The sequence below is a fragment of the Methylovulum psychrotolerans genome, from assembly GCF_002209385.1.
GTDB classification, from domain to species: domain Bacteria; phylum Pseudomonadota; class Gammaproteobacteria; order Methylococcales; family Methylomonadaceae; genus Methylovulum; species Methylovulum psychrotolerans.
Genome location: NZ_CP022129.1, coordinates 3,860,216 through 3,880,713 on the forward strand (window position 1 = coordinate 3,860,216; position 20,498 = coordinate 3,880,713).

Here is a 20,498-nt window from a genome sequence, read left to right on the forward strand (position 1 = left end):
CTTACTTTCCGTAGGTAGCCTTAGGTTAAAAACGCAATGCAGACAAGCCTTATCACTAAAAGTACATCTCTTCTGTTAGCTTTATTTATTATCGCCATTTATTTTTCCACCAGCCTTGTAACGATTTTATCAGTTTTACTCGGTCTGTTGTGGCTATTTTCTGGACGCTTTAAGACCTTGCCGACCATTGTCAGGCGTTGCCCGATTGCCGCTTGGGCAGTGGGGCTATGGGCGTGCTTGTGGCTGGGCTTAGTTTATAGCCGCGCCCCGTTGCCCGATGGCTTGGCAATGGTGAACAAATACAATGAGTTGTTTTTTATTCCGGTGTTGTTGGCGTTTTTAGATGACAGCCATGCCCGCGCTTGGTTATGGAAGGGCTTTATCGTGGCCTCGTTGGCGGCGTTGCTGTGTTCGTATCTGATGGCGATGGGCGTTTTGCCGCTGAACGAACAGGGCGACCCGTGTTTTAAGAGCCGCATCACCTACAGCATTTTTATGGCGTTTTTTACCTTTTACTGCGCCCATCAGGCTCATCAGAATAAAGGTGGCCGCCTGTTATATCTGTCGGTGGGGCTGTTATGCGGGTATAACCTGTTTTTTATCGTGCAAGGCCGGACGGGGCAGTTGGTGTTGGTGGCCTTGGCCTTGTTGTTTGCTTGGCAACGCTTTCATCGCTTAGGCCGGGTGGTGGCAGTCGTGGTGTTGGCGGTGTCTTTAGGCGTGTTTGTCGGCTATTCCGATAAGGCCAAACGGTTGCAGGAAGGCATTGAAAATACCCGGGCCTATTTAAAGCCCCAACCTGAGCAAGTCGACTCTACGCTGAACTTACGCTATGGTTTTTGGCAAAATTCGCTCAAACTCATGGCGGAAAAGCCCTTATTGGGTTTCGGCACGGGCAGTTTTAACCAAGAATACCGGCGCGTGGTGGCAGACCCCCGGCTGTGGACGAGCAACCCGCATAATGAGCCGTTGATGATAGGCGTACAGTTGGGGCTGGTCGGTGTCTTGGTTTACGCAGGCTTTTTGTGGAGCCAATTTAGTTGTGCCCGCCAGTTACCCATACCTGACCGCTGCTTGGCGCAAGGGCTGTCGCTGGCGTTAGTGGTCGCCAGTATCTTTAACAGCCCGATGCTCGACCATGGTGAGGGGCATTGGTTTGCCGTGTTGATTGCGTTGTGTTTTGCGCCGTTGTATGGGACGGCTCAGGCCAATACCCCCGCATAAATGTCCTGCACACTAAGGCTGGTATCCACACAAACCAACGGCACTTGGTCGCCTTGGCCGTAAAAGTCTAAAAACCAATCCTGCGGGTTGGCGGGGTTGCGGGTGTATTTTTTGATGCTGTATTTGTCTTGGGCGACCAGACAATATTCTTGTACACTGGGGATGTGTTGGTAAGCGGCCCATTTTTCGCGTTTGTCGGTCAGGGCGGTGGCGGGCGAGAGGATTTCGACAATCAGGCACGGTTCGGTCACGGCATAGTCGTCGGTTTCTTGGCGGCTACAGCCCAGCATCACGTCGGGATAATAATAGGTTTTTTTGTCGGCTATTTTCAGTTTGACGTCGCTCATATAGACGCGGCAGGGCGTGTTTTTGACCTGGCCGTGCAGGAAGCTATAGATATTGCCGCCGATTTGGTTATGCGCCCGGCTGGCTCCGGTCATGGCAAAAATTACCCCATCCACATATTCATGGCGTTCTGGGCTGGTCATTTCCATTGCCAAATAGTCCGCTTCGCTGAGGTAGGGGATGACGGTATGTGCTAACATATTTTAGGCTCCAAAACGAAAGGTTCGGCTTTTGCTGGCCACATAGGGCGCGATTGCCCGCTATTTTACAATAAACACTATGGACAACACACCCAAGACTAATGCCGAGATTTATAAACGCCTGCTGACCTATGTCAAACCGCATCGGCGGCTGTTTATCATCAGTATTTTCGGCTTTCTGATTTATTCCAGTACCCAGCCCCTATTTGCCAGCCTTATCCAACAGATTATCGACACCTTGCAGGCCAAGTCGCGCGAGAAAATGTATTATTTGCCGCTGTTTTTCAGCGGTCTGGTGCTGATGCGCGGGATCGGCAACTATCTGGGCAACTATTTTCTTGCCAAAGTGTCGCTGAATGTCATCCATACCTTGCGCTGTGAGATTTTTGCCAAATACACGCAATTGCCGACCGCACATTTTGACGACAACAACAGCGGCTACATGATCTCTAGGATTACCCACAACGTCGGCCAAGTCGCCCAAGCCACCACCGACGCGGTGCGTAAAGTGGTGCAGGAGGGTTTGACGGCCTTGGGTCTGCTGATTTATCTGTTTTATATCAACTGGCGGTTGTCGTTGGTGTTTTTGGTGGTCGCGCCCGTTATCGCGTTGCTGGTGAATTATGTCAGCAAACGTTTGCGGATGTTGAGCAAGCGCATCCAAGAATCCATCGGCGACATGACCCATATCACCTCGGAATTGGTCAACGGCCACCGCATTGTCCGCAGTTACGGCGGCGAGGCTTACGAAAAGCAGCGGTTTGTGGAGAGCAGCTTGTATAACCGCCGCCAGTCGCTGAAATCGACCACGACCAGTGCTGTCCATAACCAAGCCATGCAGTTGGTGATTGCCATCGCCTTGGCCGTTTTAATGTATATGGCCTTGTTTTTTATGGAAGAGTCCAGTGTCGGCACCTTTGTCGCCTATCTGACTGCGGCCTTCTTGTTGCCCAGGCCGTTCCGGCAATTGAGCGATGCCAACAGTGACATCCAGCGCGGTATTGTCGCCGCCGAGTCTTTGTTTGAGATTTTAGATACCGCCAGCGAGCCGGATGACGGACAGTACCGGAAAGACCGCTGCCAAGGCGCGTTGGAGTTTAAAAACTTGACCTTTTACTATGCGGGCGCGGCCGAACCCGCGTTGCGTGACATCAGCTTTAAGGCCGAACCCGGCCAGACCATTGCCTTGGTCGGCGCGTCCGGCGGCGGCAAAAGCACCTTGGTGAACTTGGTGTCGCGGTTTTATCCGCACGACCAAGGGCAGATTTTGCTGGACGGCGTGGAAGTCAATGACTATCAGTTGGCCAACCTGCGCGAGCATATTGCCTTGGTGAACCAGCAAGTCATCCTGTTTAATGACTCCATAGCCAACAACATCGCTTATGGGGCGTTGGCGGGGGCGGCGCGGAGTGCGATTACGCAAGCCGCCACCGACGCTTATGCGATGGAGTTTGTCGGTAAGCTGGAGCAGGGGCTGGACACCGAAATCGGCGAAAATGGCGTAAAACTGTCGGGTGGCCAACGCCAACGTTTGGCGTTGGCGCGGGCATTGTTGAAAGACGCGCCGATTTTGATTTTGGACGAGGCGACCTCGGCGCTAGATACCGAATCCGAGCGTTATATCCAAGCCGCCCTGCAAAAAGTCATGGGCAACCGTACCACTTTGGTCATCGCCCACCGTTTATCGACGATAGAGAATGCCGATATGATTTTGGTGATGGAGCAAGGGCGTATCGTCGAACGCGGCACACACAGCGGCTTATTAGCCAAAAATGGCGCGTATGCCCGGCTTCATGCCATGCAGTTTAAGGAAATGCCGGAAGCGGTGCCATCGCTATCATAACTAACGTTACGCAGTAACGTGCTTTATTCCCGTTTGTCGCGCCGAGCACCGCAGGTTTTGTCGGGATCAGCCCGAAGGGGCGCGGCAGGGATGCCGCGCGTCGGTAAATGGGCAGGAAGCCCATTTTACCGACCCCCGACAAAACCGAGGAGCGCAGGATGAAGCGGCAACCGGGCCGCCTTTTCTTTGGATACTTTCTTTTGGCGGAGCAAAAGAAAGTATCTCGCCTTCGGGTGCGAGAACCCGATTAAAAAAACCGTCGCGATAGCGACTCATTGCTGCATTTTTCCAATATCGCAAAAATAACTGCGTAACATCAGATCATAATTTTTCGGGGGTGGCTGCATCCAGTCACCCAGTCTTTGCGTAGATAAGGTTAACGATAACACGATGAGCGGAACTTCCGGCACAGACAGAGACGAGCTGATGGATACTTACCTTACCGATGCCCCTATCTCAGGTGCTGGAGCGGCGTTGCCGGGTAGTGTGGCGATGGTCACGCCTGATGAGCTGTATTTACAGGATTTGTTAGGCCGCATTGTTGATCAAGACCAACGCGCTTTCGCCGCTTTGTATGAGCAGTTATTGGAGCGGGTCTATGGCTTGGTTTTGCGGATTACCCGCCATGTCCAGCTGGCCGAAGAAGTGACCGAAGATGCGTTTTGGCAAGTCTGGCGGCAAGCCCCGCGTTTTGATGCCGAACGCGGCAGTGTCGTGGCGTGGGTGCTGACCATTGCCCGCAGCCGCGCCTTGGACGCGCTCCGCCGCCTAGATAGCGTTGACTATGCCGAAACGGCGGACGACTTGGAAGACGTGTTGGGCGATAACCCCCACGATTTGCTGGTGGCGGTCGAAACGGGCAGCCAACTTCATGCGGCGCTGCAACACTTGTCGCCTTTGCCTAGGCAATTAGTGGCCTTGGCATTTTTTCGCGGCCTCAGCCACGAAGAAATCGCCAATTACATGGATTTGCCCTTAGGGACGGTAAAATCACACATCCGCCGCGCCCTGGTCAGCCTTAAGCAAACCCTGGCAGAATCTGCCTATTATTGATTGACTGTAACGATTATGACTAGCAAAACCGACCCCTCCGATTCCGACCTTGCCCCCGCCGAATGGGCGCATTTGCTGGGCGGGCATATTGCCCCGGTCAGGCCGGCACCCGACCGTCAACAGGGCCTAAGCCGCCGCTTGCAAGAGCGGGTCGCTTTGAGCGCCGCCGCGCACCAGCATTTTCTGACGGTCAGAGCCAAGCACGGCGTTTGGCAAACCCTCAAACCGGGTATCCGTTTCAAATTGCTTTGGCAAAGCGACCAAGGCAACTCGGTATTGATTGAGCTGGCACCGGGTACGGCCCTGCCCGAACACCGCCATCAATGGTTGGAAGAAGGCCTTATTTTGCGCGGTGGCCTGCAAATAGACGGCTTGGAACTGGGCGTGGCCGATTATCATGCCGCCCCGGCGGGTAGCCATCATGGCCGCATCCAATCGCGTCAAGGGGCTTTGGCGTATTTGCGCGGCACGTCACTAGGGCACCCCCCGTCCGTCGCGCTGGAAGTGTTGGGCGGCCTGTTGCCGTTTGGCGACCGTCTGGCACATACCGTCTTTGCCGCTGACGGGCAGGGCTGGCAAACAATCGCTGACGGCGTATCCCAAAAAATTCTTCAGGCCGACCAGCGGCTGTCGTCCGCCCTGTTCCGTTTAGCGCCCGGCGCGGCCGTTATGGCGCACGGCCATCCCTTGCCCGAAGAATGTATGATGCTCAGCGGCGAGGTATTTTTGGGCGATATTTTACTGCGCGAAGGCGATTACCAACTCGCGCCCGCCGGCATCGGCCATGGCGAGGTCTACAGCGATGTCGGGGCGTTGCTGTTCCGGCGCGGTGCGGTCGCTTAAGGCCGCTCATCACATTGTCATAAAACTACGCTACTCTAAACGCCGCCGTTTCCGTTTGCATCTTAGCCTCCGCTACGAAGTTCACGGAAACACCGCTTAAGAAAGCGTCGTGCCTCATGGTGGGCCGACGTTGTGCCGACAGGCCGCCGCGTGTGCGCAAAACCCCTATTTCGTCGTTTTCAGCGGATTATTCTGCCGATATTCCCCCCGTTTGCCCCAACATTACGCTAAACTATACCCCCTAACACTTCAACCCACTCTCGGAACACCATTTTGATCTCTACAGCTAACATCACCATGCAGTTTGGGGCCAAGCCCCTGTTTGAAAACGTCTCTGTCAAATTCGGCGACGGCAACCGTTACGGCTTGATCGGCGCGAACGGCTGCGGCAAATCCACCTTTATGAAAATCCTCAGCGGCGATCTGGAACCGAGCGCGGGTAACGTCAGCGTCACCCCTAACGAACGCCTGGGCAATTTACGCCAAGACCAATTCGCCTTTGAAGACTATAGCGTCATCGACACCGTGATTATGGGCCATAAGGAACTTTGGCAGGTCAAGCAAGAGCGTGACCGGATTTACGCCTTGCCGGAAATGTCCGAAGACGAAGGGATGCAAGTGGCCGAGCTGGAAGTGGAATTCGCCGAAATGGACGGCTACACCGCCGAATCGCGGGCAGGGGAAATCCTGTTGGGGCTGGATATTCCGTTAGAGCAGCATTATGGCCTGATGAGCGCGGTCGCCCCGGGCTGGAAATTGCGGGTCTTGCTGGCGCAAGCCCTGTTCGCCAATCCTGATATTATGCTGTTGGACGAGCCGACCAACAACTTGGACATCAACACCATCCGCTGGTTGGAAAACATCCTCAACGAGCGCAACTGCACCATGGTCATCATCTCGCATGACCGCCATTTCTTAAACAGCGTCTGCACCCACATGGCCGACATGGATTATGGCGAACTGCGCGTGTATCCCGGCAATTACGACGATTACATGATTGCCGTCACTGAAGTGCGCGAACGCCTGTTGGCGGGCAATGCCAAGAAAAAGGCGCAAATTGCCGAATTACAGACCTTCGTCAGCCGTTTTTCCGCCAACGCTTCCAAAGCCAAGCAGGCCACCTCCCGCGCCAAGCAATTGGATAAAATCAAGCTGGATGAAGTCAAGCCCTCCAGCCGCGTCAACCCCTTCATCCGCTTTGACCAGAGCAAAAAGCTGCACCGTTTGGCCTTGGAAGTGGAAGGCGTGGCAAAAGGTTACGGCGACGGCCCGCTGTTCCAAAAGCTCAACCTGATGATCGCCGTCGGCGAACGGGTCGCGGTTATCGGTCCGAACGGTATCGGTAAATCGACCTTATTGAAAACCTTGGTCGGTGAGCTGGCCCCGGATGCCGGGGTGGTCAAGTGGTCGGAAAACGCCGAAGTCGGCTATTTTGCCCAAGACCATGCCGAGGATTTTGCCGACAATATGACCTTAATCGAATGGATGGGGCAATGGCGCAAAGACAGCGACGACGACCAGACCATCCGTGGCACCTTAGGGCGGCTGCTGTTTTCGCAAGACGACATCAACAAATCCGTACAGGTGTTATCGGGCGGGGAAAAGGGGCGGATGCTGTTCGGCAAGCTGATCCTGCAAAAAAACAACATCATGGTGCTGGACGAACCGACCAACCATTTGGACATGGAGTCGATTGAATCGCTGAACACCGCGTTGGAAAACTATCCGGGCACGTTGATCTTCGTCAGCCATGACCGCGAATTTGTCTCGTCGCTGGCGACCCGCATCATCGAACTGACCCCACAGGGTATCGTCGACTTTAACGGCAGCTACGATGATTATCTGAGCAGCCAAGCCTAAAAAAATAGCCGGACGGGTGCTTTTGCTAAGCGCCTGTCCGGCTAGCGTCTAAAAGCCTAAGCGGGCCGCTGGGCCGTTAAATTTTTTCTAAACCTGACAGGCCGTCGACCGACCAGTTTTTAATGTCGGCAACACCTTCTTGGTCATCACCGTTATTGTAAGTGATCCGGCAGGCATACTTATGGGCGCCGCTGGCGGTGGTCACTTCGGCGTTAATGACATATTGATAATTGCCCAAGCTCCAAGCGTTGATCGGTTTGGCCGGAAAAGTGATGGTGGTGTTTGGGTCAAGTGTCGATTTTATATAGGTATTGCAGTTGTTAAAAGCCAATTCGGTCAGGTGTGTCGAAATGGGTAACTGGCTGGCCTTGTCATTGCTGTCGACCAAAAACAGGTCGGATTTAATGATGTCATATACAAAGGGCATGACTACTTTTTGTTGGGTCAGAAACAGCGTGCAAAGGCCGATGATCAATACGACAGTTGGGTACTTTTTGAGAAAGTTTTTCATAAAATTAGTTTTTCTTAAGGCGATATAAAATTAAAGTCATCTACGGAATTTTAACAGACATCAATATCTTAAGAGGAAGTATATTTTTAGCAAATATAAATTGTCACGACCGAAAGCATTTTCTGCAATGATTGGGCTTGACAAGGTTAGCCGAACTGGTAGACTGATTACTCACCAAATAGAGTTGGTGTCTTTCTTAATAGTAGCACTATGAGATTGGGCAAAAGGGAATTGTTACTACGATTCTTGGATAACCTCTGAGATTTTAATAATTTTTAGGAGATAGAAATGGCAGCTACAACTGAATCAGTGAAAGCTGATGCTGCGGAAGCACCGCTGTTAAATAAAAAGAATATGTATCTAGGCGCTTTAGTCTATATCATTTTCTACGGTTGGGTTCGTTGGTATGAAGGCGTCTACGGCTGGTCAGCTGGTCTGGACTCTTTTGCCCCTGAGTTTGAAACATACTGGATGAACTTCCTGTACATCGAGTTCGTATTAGAAGTTTCTACCGCAGGTATCCTGTGGGGTTACATCTGGAAAACCCGTGACCGTAAAGTTATGTCAATTACTCCAAGAGAAGAATTGAGAAGACATTTTACACATTGGGTTTGGTTGGTAATGTACGGCATCGCTATTTACTACGGCGCTAGCTACTTCACCGAACAAGACGGTACTTGGCATCAAACTATCGTTCGTGACACTGACTTCACTCCAAGTCACATCATCGAATTCTACTTGAGCTACCCAATCTACATCATCACTGGTGGTGCAGCTTTCTTGTATGCTAAAACCAGATTGCCAGCTTACCAACAAGGTTTGTCTCTGCAATACTTGGTATCAGTAGTTGGTCCTTTCATGATTCTGCCTAACGTAGGTTTGAACGAATGGGGTCACACTTTCTGGTTCATGGAAGAATTGTTTGTTGCTCCTTTACATTACGGCTTCGTATTCTTCGGATGGGCTGCTCTGGGTGTAATGGGCGTTGTAAACACAGAAGTTGCTTCAATTTCAAAATTGTTGAAAAAAGACTTGGCATAATCTGCCCCGTCTGAAAAACATTTATAAAAGTAAACAAATCTATCTCCTAAAATGAACGCCGTCTAGGCGGCGGACATGAGAGAAGATAGCATTTATAAAAATAATTTAAATCCTTTTAGGAGGTAAGCTAATGAGCGCATCTCAATCAGCTGTACGTTCACGCGCTGAAGCGGTAAAAGCTTCACGTACGTTCGATTGGCTAATCTGTTTTACATTGTTCTTCGTTGTTCTTGGTGGTTATCACATTCACTATATGTTAACCGGCGGTGACTGGGATTTCTGGACTGACTGGAAAGATAGACGTCTGTGGGTTACTGTTGCCCCTATCGTTGCAATTACTTTCCCAGCTGCTGTACAAGCTATGTTGTGGTGGCGTTACCGTTTACCTTTCGGTGCTGTTCTTTGCATCTTAGGCCTGTTATTAGGCGAATGGATCAACAGATACCTGAACTTCTGGGGCTGGACATACTTCCCAGTTAACTTCGTATTCCCTTCTAACCTGATGCCAGGCGCTATCGTTCTTGACGTTATCCTGATGCTGTCTAACAGCATGGTATTGACAGCGGTTCTGGGCGGTTTGAGCTTCGGTCTGTTGTTCTACCCAGGTAACTGGCCAATCATTGCTCCATTACATGTTCCTGTTGAATACAACGGCATGATGATGACTTTGGCTGACTTACAAGGTTACCACTACGTTAGAACTGGTACTCCTGAGTACATCAGAATGGTTGAGAAAGGTACACTGAGAACTTTCGGTAAAGACGTTGCTCCAGTATCAGCGTTCTTCTCTGGTTTCATGAGTATCTTAATTTACTTCATTTGGCATTTCTTCGGTCAATGGTTCAACAAGACTGATTTTGTTAAATCTGCTTAAGAACCAATAATTATGACCTAGTGGCTTAAATTGAAAAAATTAACAGCACTAGATACTTAACAAACTATAGATTCTCTATTATAGAGGAGGATATATGAAATTATTAAAAGACAAGGTTGCTAAATTGTCCTTTGTCGCATTGCTGGCTACTGTAACAGCATCGATGTTCTACACACCAACTGCTGCTGCACACGGTGAAAAATCTCAAGCTGCGTTCATGCGTATGCGGACTATCCACTGGTTCGATTTGAACTGGTCGAAAGAAGAAGTGCCTGTTAACGACACTATGACTATCTCCGGAAAATTCTTCGTTTTCAGCGGATGGCCAGAAACTGTTGATAAACCAGAAATTTCTTTCTTGAACATCGGTATCCCAGGCCCAGTATTTATCCGTGCCGGATCTTGGATCGGTGGTCAATTGGTTCCACGTTCAGTTTCTTTGGAACTGGGCGAAACTTATGACTTCAAAGTCCTATTAAAAGCTCGTCGTCCAGGTGACTGGCACGTTCACACTATGTTGAACGTGAAAGGCGGTGGTCCAATCATTGGTCCAGGTAAATGGGTAACTGTTACCGGTTCTATGAAAGACTTCAAAAACCCGATTACTACTTTGACAGGCGAAACTATCGACCTGGAAACTTACAATCTGGACAACACTTACTTCTGGCACGCCTTCTGGTATGCTTTAGGTTTGGCTTGGATGGGCTATTGGATGAAAAAACCAATGTTCATTCCACGTTCTATCGCTGTTGAATCTGGCAAAGCTGAGTCTTTAATCAGCAGCACAGACAGAAAAGTAGCAATGGGCTTTGCCGCTGGTACAATCGCTATCGTTGCTATGTCAATGAGCACTACCAACGAAAAATTCCCTGTTACTACTCCATTACAAGCTGGTTTGCTGCGTGGCATCAAATCAATTGAAATGCCTGTAACATCAGTTGCTGTTAAAGTTGAAGACGCTACTTACCGCGTACCAGGCCGTGCAATGCAAATGACTTTGACCATTACTAACAACGGTGATTCCGCTGTTCGTTTGGGCGAATTCAACACTGCTGGCGTTCGTTTCTTAGACTCTAACGTTGCTCAAGACGAAACTGGTTACCCAGACGACTTGTTGGCTGAAGAAGGTTTGACTGTTAGCGATAACAGCCCACTGGCTCCAGGTCAATCAAGAACTGTTCAAGTAACTGCTTCTGACGCTGCATGGGAAGTTTACCGTTTAGCCGACTTGATCTACGATCCAGATAGCCGTTTTGCTGGTTTGTTGTTCTTCTATGATGAAGCTGGTAAACGTCAATTGATCACTATTGACGCTCCATTAATTCCTACTTTCATCTAAGCTTAGCAATAACTTAGTTTAAGAGTTAAGAATTGGAACCCCTGCCGGTTGTAAGACTGGCAGGGGTTTTTTATTGTGTGCCATTTGGCCAACTAGGCTAGTCCGCTAGGATGCTAAACCTAATGGATGTTAATATAAGGGCTTATTTTTCAGGCAACGGTTTTGCCGTTACTTGGCAAATACACCTTTTTCCAGCGGATACAACGCGTGACCCCCTCCTGTTTTAGGTTTGACCCACCTTCCATACTACATTTTAAAACGCTCCCATGCTAAATTTTAAAAATATCGCCTTACGCCGAGGCGTAAAGGTTTTGTTTGCCAATTCCTCGTTTACCCTGCATAAAGGCCAAAAAATTGGCTTTACTGGGGCGAACGGTGCGGGTAAATCCAGTTTGTTTGCTATGGTCAGAAACGAACTGCACCCCGATGAGGGCGAGTTTTCCATGCCGCCCAATTTGGAAATCGCCCATGTCGCCCAAGAAACCCCGGCCATGGCCAGTGCCGCGATTGATTACGTCATAGACGGCGATGCCGAGTTACGGCGGGTACAACAGCGTTTAGCGGCGGCGGAAGCCGCTAATGACGGCTTAAAACAAGCCGAACTGCACACCTTATTGGAAACCATCGGCGGCTATACCGCCCAGGCCCGTGCGGCGCGGCTAATGAACGGCTTGGGCTTTACGGTAGACCAAGAGGGTAATGCGGTCAGTTCGTTTTCGGGCGGTTGGCGGATGCGTTTGAATTTGGCGCAAGCGTTAATGTGCCGCTCAGATGTGTTATTGCTGGACGAGCCGACCAACCATTTGGATCTGGATGCGGTGATCTGGTTGCAAGATTGGTTATGCAAATATCCCGGCACATTATTGCTGATTTCCCATGACCGGGATTTTCTCGATACCATCACTGACCATATTGTCCATATCGAACACAATAAAGCCGACATTTATACCGGCAATTATTCCGCCTTTGAAAAAATGCGTGCCGAAAAATTGGCGCAACAACAATCCGCCTATTTAAAGCAACAGCGCGAAATTGCCCATATCCAAAGCTTTGTTGACCGATTTAAGGCACAGGCGACGAAAGCGCGGCAAGCGCAAAGCCGTATTAAAGCCTTAGAGCGTATGGAATTGATCGCTCAAGCCCATGTCGATTCGCCGTTTGATTTTAGTTTCCCTGCGCTGGGCAGAATGCCCAACCCTTTGTTGAAAATTGATAAGGCAACGTTGGGTTATGGCGATAAGACCATTATCAAACAAGTCAGCTTGGCGATTGCTCCGGGCGACCGGATTGGCTTATTGGGGCCGAACGGGGCGGGTAAATCGACGTTGATAAAACTGTTGGCGGGCGATATGGCGGCGCAAACCGGGACGCGTCTGCCGGCAGAGGGCTTAAAAATCGGTTATTTTGCCCAGCACCAATTGGAACAGCTTCGCCTGGATGAAAGCCCGTTATGGCATTTGCAACAGCTTAACAAGCAAGCCACCGAAAAAGACCTGCGCAATTTCTTGGGCGGTTTCGATTTTCAAGGCGATAAAGTGATGGAGGCGGTCAAGCCGTTTTCGGGTGGGGAAAAAGCCCGCTTGGTGTTGGCGATTTTGGTGTACCAAAACCCGAATTTGCTCTTACTGGATGAGCCGACCAACCATTTGGATTTGGAAATGCGCCACGCCTTAAGCGTAGCTTTGCAGGACTTCCAAGGGGCGATGGTCGTCGTCTCGCATGACCGCCACTTATTGCGCTCGGTCACTGACCAATTGCTGTTGGTTGCCGACGGTAAAGTGCAAAATTTTGACGGCGACCTTGACGATTACCGGAACTGGTTAACTGAGCAGAAGAAAGCCGAAGAAAAAACCGTCGCCACCGATACCGCCGCGACAGTGTCGCGCAAAGACCAACGCAAATTGGATGCGGAACGCCGCCAACGTCACAAGCCCTTATACGATGCCTTGAAAAAAGCCGAGCTGGCCGTGGAAAAATACCATAAGGAACAGCAGCAATTAGTCCAGCAATTGGCCGATCCGGCGCTTTATGACGATGCTGCCAAAGGCCGTCTGAAAGCCTTGCTGGAAAGTAAGGTGAAAGTGGATAAGGCCTTGGAAGAGGCGGAGATGCTGTGGATGGAAGCACAAGAGCAGGTGGAGGCGGCGCAGTAAGGCTGGAGCGCGGGCATCTTGCCCGCACGCAGGCGGGCAAGATGCCCGCGCTCCACGAGCGTAACGTCTTGCCTTTATTCTTTAGTGATAAACGCTAGTTTGTTAATCCCCGCTTTATGTGCCACCGCCATGGCTTCGGCGACTTTGCCGTAAGGGACGGCGGTGTCGGCTTGGAACTGTACGGTCAGCTCGGCATCAGCACTGTGCAAGTCGCGCAGTTGCTGCTCCAATGCCGCCAAGACTTGCGGTTTTTCATTCACAGTCAGGTTGCCTTGGGCATCAATGCTGATGGTCGCCAGATGCTTATCCGGCGCAGGGTCGGTCTTTTCGGTTTTGGGCAGGTCGACATGCACCGCTTGGGTCAATAAAGGGGCGGTGACGATAAACACGACTAACAGCACCAGCATGACATCGACCAGCGGGGTGACGTTAATTTCGCTCATCGCTTCGCGGTCGGACGAGGAATCGGTTTTAAAGCTCATGATACCTCTCCTGCACTGGCTTTCAGGCCGGATTTGACCGCCAAATTAAGAAAATCGATGGCGAAGTATTCCAGTTCGGCTTCAGTCAGCTTAATGGTGCGGATGAAAAAGTTATAGGCCAATACCGCCGGAATGGCGGCGGCAATACCGATGGCGGTGGCGATTAAGGCTTCGCCGATAGGGCCGGCCACCACGTCCAAGCTGGCCGATTTGGCTTGGCCAATGGATTGCAGGGCGTGCATAATCCCCCAGACCGTACCGAACAGGCCGACAAATGGCGCGGTGCTGCCGATACTGGCGAGCATGGATAACCATTGCTCCAAGGTTTTACGCTCTTTGCTGATTTGTTGCCGTAAGGAGCGCTCTAAAATGGATTGCAGGTCTCCGCTGAGCACTAGCATGGAGGCGACATTGTTATGGACATCGCTTAAGGCATGAAAACCCGCCCCGGCGATACGCCCTAAGGCGCTGTTGGTTTGCTCAAGCTGCGCCGCCGCCTGTAAGGTGCTGGCCGCCCAAAATTGTTCGGCATAAGCGCGGTTATTACGGTTAATCCCCCAGATCAGCCAGCTTTTTAAGAAAATGATGGCCCAGGTCAGTACCGAAAAACCAATCAGTATCCATAAGGTGATTTGGACAATGTTGGCGGAAGAAATGTGTATCATGAGCTTTCCTTTAAGATTTTAATTTGAATGAAATAGGTACGCGTACCCAATCCTCAACGGTTTTATCGCCCCGGTGCGCGGGTATGAAATGCCATTCTTTAACTTGTTCAACCGCCGATTCATCGAGGATTTCGTGGCCGCTGCCGCTGACAATCTGAATCTCCCCCGCTGTGCCGTCCGCTAAGACCTTCACTTTTAAAGTGACCGTGCCTTCCCATTGGCGCATTTGCGCAATTTTGGGGTATCGGGTCGGCGGATTTTTTAAGCCGGGTGCGGAATAGGCGGCGTTAACCAGCGGCGGCGCGGCGCTAGGGACAGGGGTCGGGCTGGCTTTCGCGGGCGCGGGTGCCGGGTTAAACGCAGGTGGGGCGGTGAACCGGGGTAGGCTGTCGGCCTCTGGCACAGTTTCCTTCGGCACAGGTGTGGGTTTAGGCGGCGCGGCTTTTTTCGGCTCGGCGGGTTTGGCTACCGGCTTAGGCTTAGGTGCTGGCTTGGGCTTTTCAGGCGGTTTCGGTAACGGTTTGGCGGGTGTCGGCAACGCCACTGGAGGCGGTGCTGCGGGCATAACCACGGGTGCTACCGGACTGGGTGCGGCATGGGTTAAAGCGACTTCGATCACCTGCGGCGGCTTAATGTCGGGCAAAGGCTCGGTAGCCATACCTTGCCAAGCCCGCCAAATTTCGCCGTGCAGGGCAATGGAGATCAGGCAAGCCAAAGCCATGGCCCATAGGGGCTGGTTTGGGCGGGAGGGGCTGGCGGCAAGGGTTTTGGCGTGCATTTAAGTGCAAAATAGTGATGTAATAAGCGGTGGCTTTACAAGCCGCCGCCCTGTTTTGACAGGGTGAGGACGGCTAATTATATCAGCCAATTGCGCTAAAACGGCAATTGCTTATCAATAGCGGTTCCGTCGCGTCGGCGAGGCAGGCTGTTTCTGCCCAGCAAGCCTCTCGGCTAAACGCTACCTTTGCCAAACCCCACACCCTTAAAGCAGGTCTTTTGGCACTGGCGATAATGAAAAAACGGCTGGCAGGGCTTATGCCACTAAGCACTCGGCAATAAACCGTTCCCAAACCGCATCCGGTTCCCAGATGCCCCGTTGCAACGCGAAGGCATCCGCCACCGTTTGGCCACCGTACAAATGCCAATATAAACCCAAAAATACCGACACCCGTTTGTTTGCCGCACAATGCACCCACGTTTTGGCCGTCTGCTGCGCCGCCATTGCCGTGCAAAACCGCGCCAAATCCTCACGGGTCGGGGCGGTGAATTGTACGGGGATATGCAGGTAGGCCATCCCCAACGCCTCAACTGTCCCGCGCTCATCAGGCAAGGCATAGCGCGGGTCGTCGTGCAGGCCAAGGTTAATGACGGTCGAGTAGCCGTGGGCGGCTATCTCGGCCAATTGCCGTTCGTCCGGCTGGCCGGAGCTGGCTAGGAGCGGGGAGATTGCCTGGTAATGACAGATGTCGCTTAGCATAAGCGACTAACCTTTAGGTGACATTCCGGCGCGGATATGCCGGAATGGTCTTAAGCACAGGCATAAGGCAGATAAGCCTCTGTTTTATAGTTGGGGCAGGGCTGGCGTAATTACAATTTTTCAGCCAAGTTTTTCGATAACTGCGCTCCGGCCACCGCCATCGGCTCTATATAGGCATCAATCGTCGCCCAACCTAAGGACTGGGCTTGCGCCTGTTCCTTATGCTGCAACTCATCCAACAAGATTTTTTCAATAGCTGCGCTGACTTGCGGATCATGCGCCTGGAAGAATTCACTGGCGGCCAGCAGTTCCTGTTCGACAATCGCCTCAATAATCGCCGTGCTTTTCCAAATCGCCCGCCGCCCTAGTAGCGCGGTAACGACACCGTACAAGATACCGCCTGCACACCATAAGATCGGCAATCCGACCTGTGGCGAATTTTTAACCGCCAGCAATTGCCCGAACAGTGCGTAATGCTCCGTCTCATGGCCGTGCATGGCGGTCAATGCCGGCACCAAATCAGGGTAACGCCAAGCGGCGACCCAACGGTGTCCCCAATAAACCCCAGTCGCACCTTTTTCACAGGCATGGATAACGCGCAAATGGCGGCTAAATTGTTTGTTTACCGATAGCATCATGTCACTAAGCCCTTAAAACGAGGCTCAGGGGCTTGCCAAAATCGGCACCGCCGCCTAAACCGATCAATAAACCGCGCACCCAAACGGTTGCGCCCCATTGCCACGCCCAAGCTGTTAACGGCAACTCAGGCCGGGCTGGCGTTTTTTTCGTAGAGTTTGATAAACCAAGAAAAAGCCCACCGAATGGTAAAATAATAAATCCACGTCAGTATCATCCAGCTCAACACAATGACACTTATTATAAGCCTAGAACCTATCGCCTCGCCTAGTTCTTTGATTTCGATAGGGGTAAGCACGAACGCCATATAGGGGACAACCATTATGACGGAAGCGGCCCAAACACCGATGACCGCAAACCAGCTAAAACGCCGCACTTCGCTGGGGGTCGCTTGGCGGGCATGTTCCTTATAAAAAAACCGGGCAGGCACCGAAGCGGCCACGAAGAGGGAGGCAAATGCAAGGCCGCTACTATGGTTAACATTCAGTGCGGTCATGATACCTATCAGCACGAGGGTGATGACGAGATAGGCGGCGGAAAAAATAAGGGCGAACTTTTTCATAGATTGTAAGGGGGTAAAGGTTTAACAAGCATAAAACTACGCTGGATATGCTTACTTAGGATACCAATGCGACCAATGGCTGTTGGCTAAATGGGTCGGTATAGTGATACTGGGGTCGCCGCTCGCCAACCGCCGCGCCAGTGCCGGAAAAGTGGTGGTGTGGCTTGGGAATAGGTCAAAATCAGGATGCTGCCATTCGTCCAGAGTGATGATTTTCTCCAGCCCCGCCGGAACAAATCTTTGATATTCTTCGGGTTGGGCGAAAAGCTGCTCTTTATAACCGTCCAACAGGGCGACGCACACCCAGAACCCCCGTTCCGGTTGTATTTGCAAATTGGGGGTGATCGTCAGCGAATCCACCGCCACCTTACGCCCACGGACAACAATACTCTCTACTACTTGGTCGTCCTCCTCGGTAATGACTTCCCCCGGTACAAAATATCGGTCATCCTGATACCCTTGCTGATTGGCGGGTAAAGTATTGCCGACCAGTTCCACCAAAGTCGCCAAGCCTTCGGCAGACGGCCACCAGACAATAGAGTTAAACATCAATAGCCAACGCGTCTCATCACGGAAGCCGACGAGGCGCGAGGCGACATAATCTATATTCATATTGCCGAAACACGGCAGATAATAATTTTTATGCGCCCGATCTAAGTCGGCTAAAATCAATTGTTCATCCAGCATGGTTATTGGTCCGATAGTGTTGCGGCAAAGGGATAACCCAAAGCCGATGACAAAAAACTTAATCTCATGGCGTAGGAACAAACGCCGAAGCCAAGCTTCTTGCCGCCCTAAAACTACTTTTGGCGAACTATACAATAAAAAAACGCGTAATGAAATAAAGTATTACCAAAAATATACACCAATACCTTGCAAAATAACCTATTTCTCCGGCTCTAGCGCGTTAAAAATCACCTAAAAATCAGCCGACCGTCCGCCGGAACTGGCGGAAGTATCCAGTCAGGTGTTGGTATAATTCCGCCACCCAAGGCGGCTGAGCGTGGTTAGGCAAGGGCTTGAGGCGCGGGTCGGACGGGGCGATGGCGACGGCGATATTGGTTTTGCCGATTGTCGCCGCCAATACGAACAACTCCTCAATCGCCTCGTCGCCCATCGCCAAACAACCGACCGACTGGGCTTTGCCGTGGATAAAGATATTGCTGCCGGGCTGGTGGCGTTGTTCGGCGGCGGCGTGTTGCAAATCGAAAGCGTTAGGGTAGTTGAGCTTCATCGACAAATGGAAGGCGCTGTTGGGGTTTAGCCCTGCTATGCCATAAAACCCCTCCGGCACTTGCCGATCCCCTTCCAGGCGTTTCGGCCCTGCCGTGCCGCTTAAGGCTTTAATCGGGTAAGTGCGGATGAACGCCCACCCTGCTGGGGTTTGCGCCCATAGTTCCAGGGTCGCGCTGTCCTTAATGCCCAGCAAGGCAATTTTCGGCGGCGGATAAGCCACCCCCGCCGCCTGAAAATACGGCTCTAACCGCGCCCGCGCCGGCCCGCCGTAGTCCGCCAGCACCCCTTCCACCGTTTGTTTAATACCCGTCATATCCTGATACACCGGCACCCAAAGCGACCGCCCATAAAATACCAGCCCGGCAAGTGCCGCCAAGCCGATAAGCCCTACCCCGATAAGAAAACGCCATTTTTTCGACATGACAGTTATTGAGTGTATACATTATTATCGTGAGGCCGGAGCGCGGGCATCTTGCCCGCAAGGGCGGGCAAGATGCCCGCGCTCCCCGCTTTTGCCAAGCTAAAAACCACTTTTGGCAGACTATACAACAAAAAAACCAGTAATAACATTAATTATTACTATCTATGCAAGCGGTGCCTTATAAAGGCTATTGGGCAAACTGATGATATTCAAGAAAAAAATGTAAATGAGCGGCACTTAAGCGAGATGGCCGCTGTGCCGTTACCTTAGGCGGCATTGCCCGTTTTGCGCCTTACCGCTATGATTACGGCTTAAGCGCGGTAATGCACACATAACATCCTTATTCCTTACCATTACGTTAGGCTTGCCTTTATGTGCTATATGACCTTATTAAGTACGACAGCCGAAGATGATTTGGCCGTTAATAACAATGGGCTTGTCCGGTTTTCATCTGAATTGCCTGGAATCCCCGAAGAAAAGTACCTCAGCTTCAAAAACCAATGGTACATCGGCTCACAACATGGCTGTAGTTGTGGTTTCAGGCATTTGTACACGAGTAGCGTTGAACTGGGTTTCGGCGAACCGCAAGAGTGGTATTCAGAAGAGGCTTCTGACATAGAGGCAACTCTGCAAGTGATCGCAATCATACGAAAATTGGTAGAAAGAGGCGAGCTTGTGGATTGCGTTGATGCCTGGGCTCATGGGCAAGAAACCGCAGAGCCATTAGAGGGCGACCTTGAGATCAATCTTGCGAAAATCAATGATCCGTCATTTCGCTTTTTTGAAAATCGTCGGTTTTTATTTTTAAACCAAGCCTAGTGGGGTGGGGACATCTGGCCGCGTTTTTATTCATCACAGGTAAGTAGCCCCCAATCATTTTCGGCACAAAGTATATTAACCTATTGAAATTGTAAACTCACTAAGGGAAGCAAATAATGTCCAACAACTACACACGCATAGCCATTGTAACTGGCGCGACCTCCGGTATTGGTGAGGCTACGGCGCGGAAGCTGGTCGCTTCCGGTTTCGGCGTGGTCGGCAGTGGCCGTAATGCCGCCAAATTGGCCGAACTTGAGCAAGAGCTGGGGGCGGCGTTTTGCGGGGTGGCGGGTGATGCCGCTGATCCGGCGGTGATCGGGCAATTGTTCACCAGCGCATACAGCCATTTTGGCAAGCCCGCTGATATTGTGGTCGCCAACGCTGGGCGCGGCTTGGGCGGGTCGGTCAAAGATGCCGATTTGACGCAATTTGCCGACGTGGTCAACATCAATATCACTGGCACACTGGCCTTGCTGCAAAAGGCCGCGCAGGACATGCTGGCTTGGCAACAACCCGCTTACCCGACATCGGCGGCGGATATTGTCATTGTCGGTTCGGTGGTCGGGCGGAACGTTTCGCCGTTTAGCGCGGTTTATGGTTCGACCAAGTTCGCTGTCCATGCCTTGGCCGAAGGGCTGCGGCGCGAGGTGGGGCCTAAAGGTATCCGCGTTTCGCTGGTGGAGCCGGGGATTGTGCTGAGCGGCTTCCAAGCGGCGGCCAATTACAGTGACGAGATGGTGCAGGGCTTTGAGGATAGGTGGGGGCCGTTGTTAATCGGCGATGACGTGGCCAACGCCATTCACTACATCGTCACGCAACCGCCGCATGTGCATATCAGCGACATTATGATCCGCCCGACCCGTCAGGATTATCCTTAATAGGGCAAAAACATCCTACTCCTTGGTAGCTAAAAT

The 20,498-nt window shown here is 51.6% G+C and carries 21 protein-coding genes; 11 read left to right on the forward strand and 10 right to left on the reverse strand.

From position 1 onward, the window contains the following. The first annotated feature begins 36 nt into the window (after positions 1–36). On the forward strand, positions 37–1,224 hold the full coding sequence (locus tag CEK71_RS17390) for an O-antigen ligase family protein (RefSeq protein ID WP_088620568.1): 1,188 nt from the start codon (positions 37–39) through the stop codon (positions 1,222–1,224). On the opposite strand, the gene CEK71_RS17395 is transcribed toward CEK71_RS17390, so the two are convergent. Continuing rightward, positions 1,203–1,769, reverse strand: a complete 567-nt coding sequence (locus CEK71_RS17395) for a Uma2 family endonuclease (protein WP_088620569.1) — start codon at positions 1,767–1,769, stop codon at positions 1,203–1,205. The two genes, CEK71_RS17390 and CEK71_RS17395, sit on opposite strands and share 22 nt — an antisense overlap. Positions 1,770–1,848: 79 nt before the next feature. On the opposite strand from CEK71_RS17395, the gene msbA reads away from it, so the two are divergent. The 4 genes from msbA (at position 1,849) to CEK71_RS17420 (ending at position 7,368) form a co-directional block, all read left to right on the forward strand. After that, the gene (gene msbA / locus CEK71_RS17400) at positions 1,849–3,612 is read left to right on the forward strand and encodes a lipid A export permease/ATP-binding protein MsbA (protein ID WP_088620570.1); all 1,764 of its coding nucleotides are present in this window, start codon (positions 1,849–1,851) and stop codon (positions 3,610–3,612) included. A gap of 390 nt (positions 3,613–4,002) precedes the next feature. Next, entirely contained in the window at positions 4,003–4,665 is a 663-nt protein-coding gene (locus CEK71_RS17410; RefSeq protein ID WP_088620571.1) for a sigma-70 family RNA polymerase sigma factor, read from the forward strand. Positions 4,666–4,680: 15 nt separating this feature from the next. Next, positions 4,681–5,508, forward strand: coding sequence for a cupin domain-containing protein (locus tag CEK71_RS17415; protein WP_088620572.1), 828 nt, complete (start codon positions 4,681–4,683; stop codon positions 5,506–5,508). Positions 5,509–5,781: 273 nt separating this feature from the next. Beyond that, entirely contained in the window at positions 5,782–7,368 is a 1,587-nt protein-coding gene (locus tag CEK71_RS17420; protein ID WP_088620573.1) for an ABC-F family ATPase, read from the forward strand. Between the two features lie 76 nt (positions 7,369–7,444). On the opposite strand, the gene CEK71_RS17425 is transcribed toward CEK71_RS17420, so the two are convergent. Then, positions 7,445–7,879, reverse strand: coding sequence for a hypothetical protein (locus CEK71_RS17425; RefSeq protein WP_088620574.1), 435 nt, complete (start codon positions 7,877–7,879; stop codon positions 7,445–7,447). A 288-nt stretch (positions 7,880–8,167) separates the two neighbouring features. Here CEK71_RS17425 and amoC point away from each other — a divergent pair, with 288 nt between their 5' ends. The 4 genes from amoC to CEK71_RS17445 all read left to right on the forward strand — a co-directional run bounded on the left by amoC (position 8,168) and on the right by CEK71_RS17445 (position 13,286). Next, positions 8,168–8,920 (forward strand): bacterial ammonia monooxygenase, subunit AmoC, encoded by a 753-nt coding sequence (gene amoC / locus CEK71_RS17430; protein ID WP_088620575.1) that lies wholly within the window; start codon positions 8,168–8,170, stop codon positions 8,918–8,920. A gap of 130 nt (positions 8,921–9,050) precedes the next feature. Next, positions 9,051–9,794: a bacterial ammonia monooxygenase, subunit AmoA gene (gene amoA, locus CEK71_RS17435; RefSeq protein ID WP_088620576.1), complete on the forward strand. Its 744-nt coding sequence runs from the start codon at positions 9,051–9,053 to the stop codon at positions 9,792–9,794. A 94-nt stretch (positions 9,795–9,888) separates the two neighbouring features. Next, positions 9,889–11,133 carry a bacterial ammonia monooxygenase, subunit AmoB gene (gene amoB, locus CEK71_RS17440; protein ID WP_088620577.1) on the forward strand — a complete coding sequence of 415 codons (1,245 nt, stop codon included), beginning with the start codon at positions 9,889–9,891 and terminating at the stop codon, positions 11,131–11,133. A gap of 266 nt (positions 11,134–11,399) precedes the next feature. After that, positions 11,400–13,286 carry an ATP-binding cassette domain-containing protein gene (locus CEK71_RS17445; protein ID WP_088620578.1) on the forward strand — a complete coding sequence of 629 codons (1,887 nt, stop codon included), beginning with the start codon at positions 11,400–11,402 and terminating at the stop codon, positions 13,284–13,286. Positions 13,287–13,360: 74 nt separating this feature from the next. On the opposite strand, the gene CEK71_RS17450 is transcribed toward CEK71_RS17445, so the two are convergent. The 8 genes from CEK71_RS17450 to CEK71_RS17485 form a co-directional block, all read right to left on the reverse strand. After that, complete coding sequence (locus CEK71_RS17450) at positions 13,361–13,768, reverse strand: ExbD/TolR family protein (RefSeq protein WP_088620579.1); 408 nt, start codon at positions 13,766–13,768, stop codon at positions 13,361–13,363. Continuing rightward, positions 13,765–14,433: a MotA/TolQ/ExbB proton channel family protein gene (locus CEK71_RS17455; protein WP_088620580.1), complete on the reverse strand. Its 669-nt coding sequence runs from the start codon at positions 14,431–14,433 to the stop codon at positions 13,765–13,767. Before CEK71_RS17455 ends, CEK71_RS17450 begins: the two co-directional genes overlap by 4 nt. 10 nt (positions 14,434–14,443) lie before the next feature. Further along, positions 14,444–15,211: an energy transducer TonB gene (locus tag CEK71_RS17460; RefSeq protein ID WP_088620581.1), complete on the reverse strand. Its 768-nt coding sequence runs from the start codon at positions 15,209–15,211 to the stop codon at positions 14,444–14,446. Positions 15,212–15,466: 255 nt separating this feature from the next. Next, complete coding sequence (locus CEK71_RS17465; protein WP_088620582.1) at positions 15,467–15,910, reverse strand: protein tyrosine phosphatase family protein; 444 nt, start codon at positions 15,908–15,910, stop codon at positions 15,467–15,469. Between the two features lie 110 nt (positions 15,911–16,020). Next, a complete protein-coding gene (locus CEK71_RS17470) occupies positions 16,021–16,548 on the reverse strand; it encodes a demethoxyubiquinone hydroxylase family protein (RefSeq protein ID WP_088620583.1) in 528 nt (175 codons plus the stop codon). Between the two features lie 125 nt (positions 16,549–16,673). Further along, positions 16,674–17,108, reverse strand: a complete 435-nt coding sequence (locus CEK71_RS17475; RefSeq protein WP_088620584.1) for an ABZJ_00895 family protein — start codon at positions 17,106–17,108, stop codon at positions 16,674–16,676. A 51-nt stretch (positions 17,109–17,159) separates the two neighbouring features. Then, on the reverse strand, positions 17,160–17,795 hold the full coding sequence (locus tag CEK71_RS17480; RefSeq protein ID WP_198328292.1) for a DUF7003 family protein: 636 nt from the start codon (positions 17,793–17,795) through the stop codon (positions 17,160–17,162). Positions 17,796–18,033: 238 nt separating this feature from the next. After that, a complete protein-coding gene (locus CEK71_RS17485) occupies positions 18,034–18,765 on the reverse strand; it encodes a L,D-transpeptidase family protein (RefSeq protein WP_088620585.1) in 732 nt (243 codons plus the stop codon). A gap of 381 nt (positions 18,766–19,146) precedes the next feature. Here CEK71_RS17485 and CEK71_RS17495 point away from each other — a divergent pair, with 381 nt between their 5' ends. Both CEK71_RS17495 and CEK71_RS17500 read left to right on the forward strand, forming a co-directional pair. Further along, positions 19,147–19,584: a hypothetical protein gene (locus tag CEK71_RS17495; RefSeq protein ID WP_157679378.1), complete on the forward strand. Its 438-nt coding sequence runs from the start codon at positions 19,147–19,149 to the stop codon at positions 19,582–19,584. A gap of 116 nt (positions 19,585–19,700) precedes the next feature. Next, entirely contained in the window at positions 19,701–20,462 is a 762-nt protein-coding gene (locus tag CEK71_RS17500) for an SDR family oxidoreductase (protein WP_088620588.1), read from the forward strand. Positions 20,463–20,498 lie beyond the last annotated feature (36 nt).

Excerpts from the sequence above, each read along its gene's own strand:
- CEK71_RS17390 (WP_088620568.1), top strand. The coding sequence starts at position 37 with ATGCAGACAAGCCTTATCACTAAAAGTACATCTCTTCTGTTAGCTTTA.
- CEK71_RS17395 (WP_088620569.1), bottom strand. The coding sequence starts at position 1,769 with ATGTTAGCACATACCGTCATCCCCTACCTCAGCGAAGCGGACTATTTG.
- msbA (WP_088620570.1), top strand. The coding sequence starts at position 1,849 with ATGGACAACACACCCAAGACTAATGCCGAGATTTATAAACGCCTGCTG.
- CEK71_RS17410 (WP_088620571.1), top strand. The coding sequence starts at position 4,003 with ATGAGCGGAACTTCCGGCACAGACAGAGACGAGCTGATGGATACTTAC.
- CEK71_RS17415 (WP_088620572.1), top strand. The coding sequence starts at position 4,681 with ATGACTAGCAAAACCGACCCCTCCGATTCCGACCTTGCCCCCGCCGAA.
- CEK71_RS17425 (WP_088620574.1), bottom strand. The coding sequence starts at position 7,879 with ATGAAAAACTTTCTCAAAAAGTACCCAACTGTCGTATTGATCATCGGC.
- amoC (WP_088620575.1), top strand. The coding sequence starts at position 8,168 with ATGGCAGCTACAACTGAATCAGTGAAAGCTGATGCTGCGGAAGCACCG.
- amoA (WP_088620576.1), top strand. The coding sequence starts at position 9,051 with ATGAGCGCATCTCAATCAGCTGTACGTTCACGCGCTGAAGCGGTAAAA.
- amoB (WP_088620577.1), top strand. The coding sequence starts at position 9,889 with ATGAAATTATTAAAAGACAAGGTTGCTAAATTGTCCTTTGTCGCATTG.
- CEK71_RS17445 (WP_088620578.1), top strand. The coding sequence starts at position 11,400 with ATGCTAAATTTTAAAAATATCGCCTTACGCCGAGGCGTAAAGGTTTTG.
- CEK71_RS17450 (WP_088620579.1), bottom strand. The coding sequence starts at position 13,768 with ATGAGCTTTAAAACCGATTCCTCGTCCGACCGCGAAGCGATGAGCGAA.
- CEK71_RS17455 (WP_088620580.1), bottom strand. The coding sequence starts at position 14,433 with ATGATACACATTTCTTCCGCCAACATTGTCCAAATCACCTTATGGATA.
- CEK71_RS17460 (WP_088620581.1), bottom strand. The coding sequence starts at position 15,211 with ATGCACGCCAAAACCCTTGCCGCCAGCCCCTCCCGCCCAAACCAGCCC.
- CEK71_RS17465 (WP_088620582.1), bottom strand. The coding sequence starts at position 15,910 with ATGCTAAGCGACATCTGTCATTACCAGGCAATCTCCCCGCTCCTAGCC.
- CEK71_RS17470 (WP_088620583.1), bottom strand. The coding sequence starts at position 16,548 with ATGATGCTATCGGTAAACAAACAATTTAGCCGCCATTTGCGCGTTATC.
- CEK71_RS17475 (WP_088620584.1), bottom strand. The coding sequence starts at position 17,108 with ATGAAAAAGTTCGCCCTTATTTTTTCCGCCGCCTATCTCGTCATCACC.
- CEK71_RS17480 (WP_198328292.1), bottom strand. The coding sequence starts at position 17,795 with ATGCTGGATGAACAATTGATTTTAGCCGACTTAGATCGGGCGCATAAA.
- CEK71_RS17485 (WP_088620585.1), bottom strand. The coding sequence starts at position 18,765 with ATGTCGAAAAAATGGCGTTTTCTTATCGGGGTAGGGCTTATCGGCTTG.
- CEK71_RS17495 (WP_157679378.1), top strand. The coding sequence starts at position 19,147 with ATGACCTTATTAAGTACGACAGCCGAAGATGATTTGGCCGTTAATAAC.
- CEK71_RS17500 (WP_088620588.1), top strand. The coding sequence starts at position 19,701 with ATGTCCAACAACTACACACGCATAGCCATTGTAACTGGCGCGACCTCC.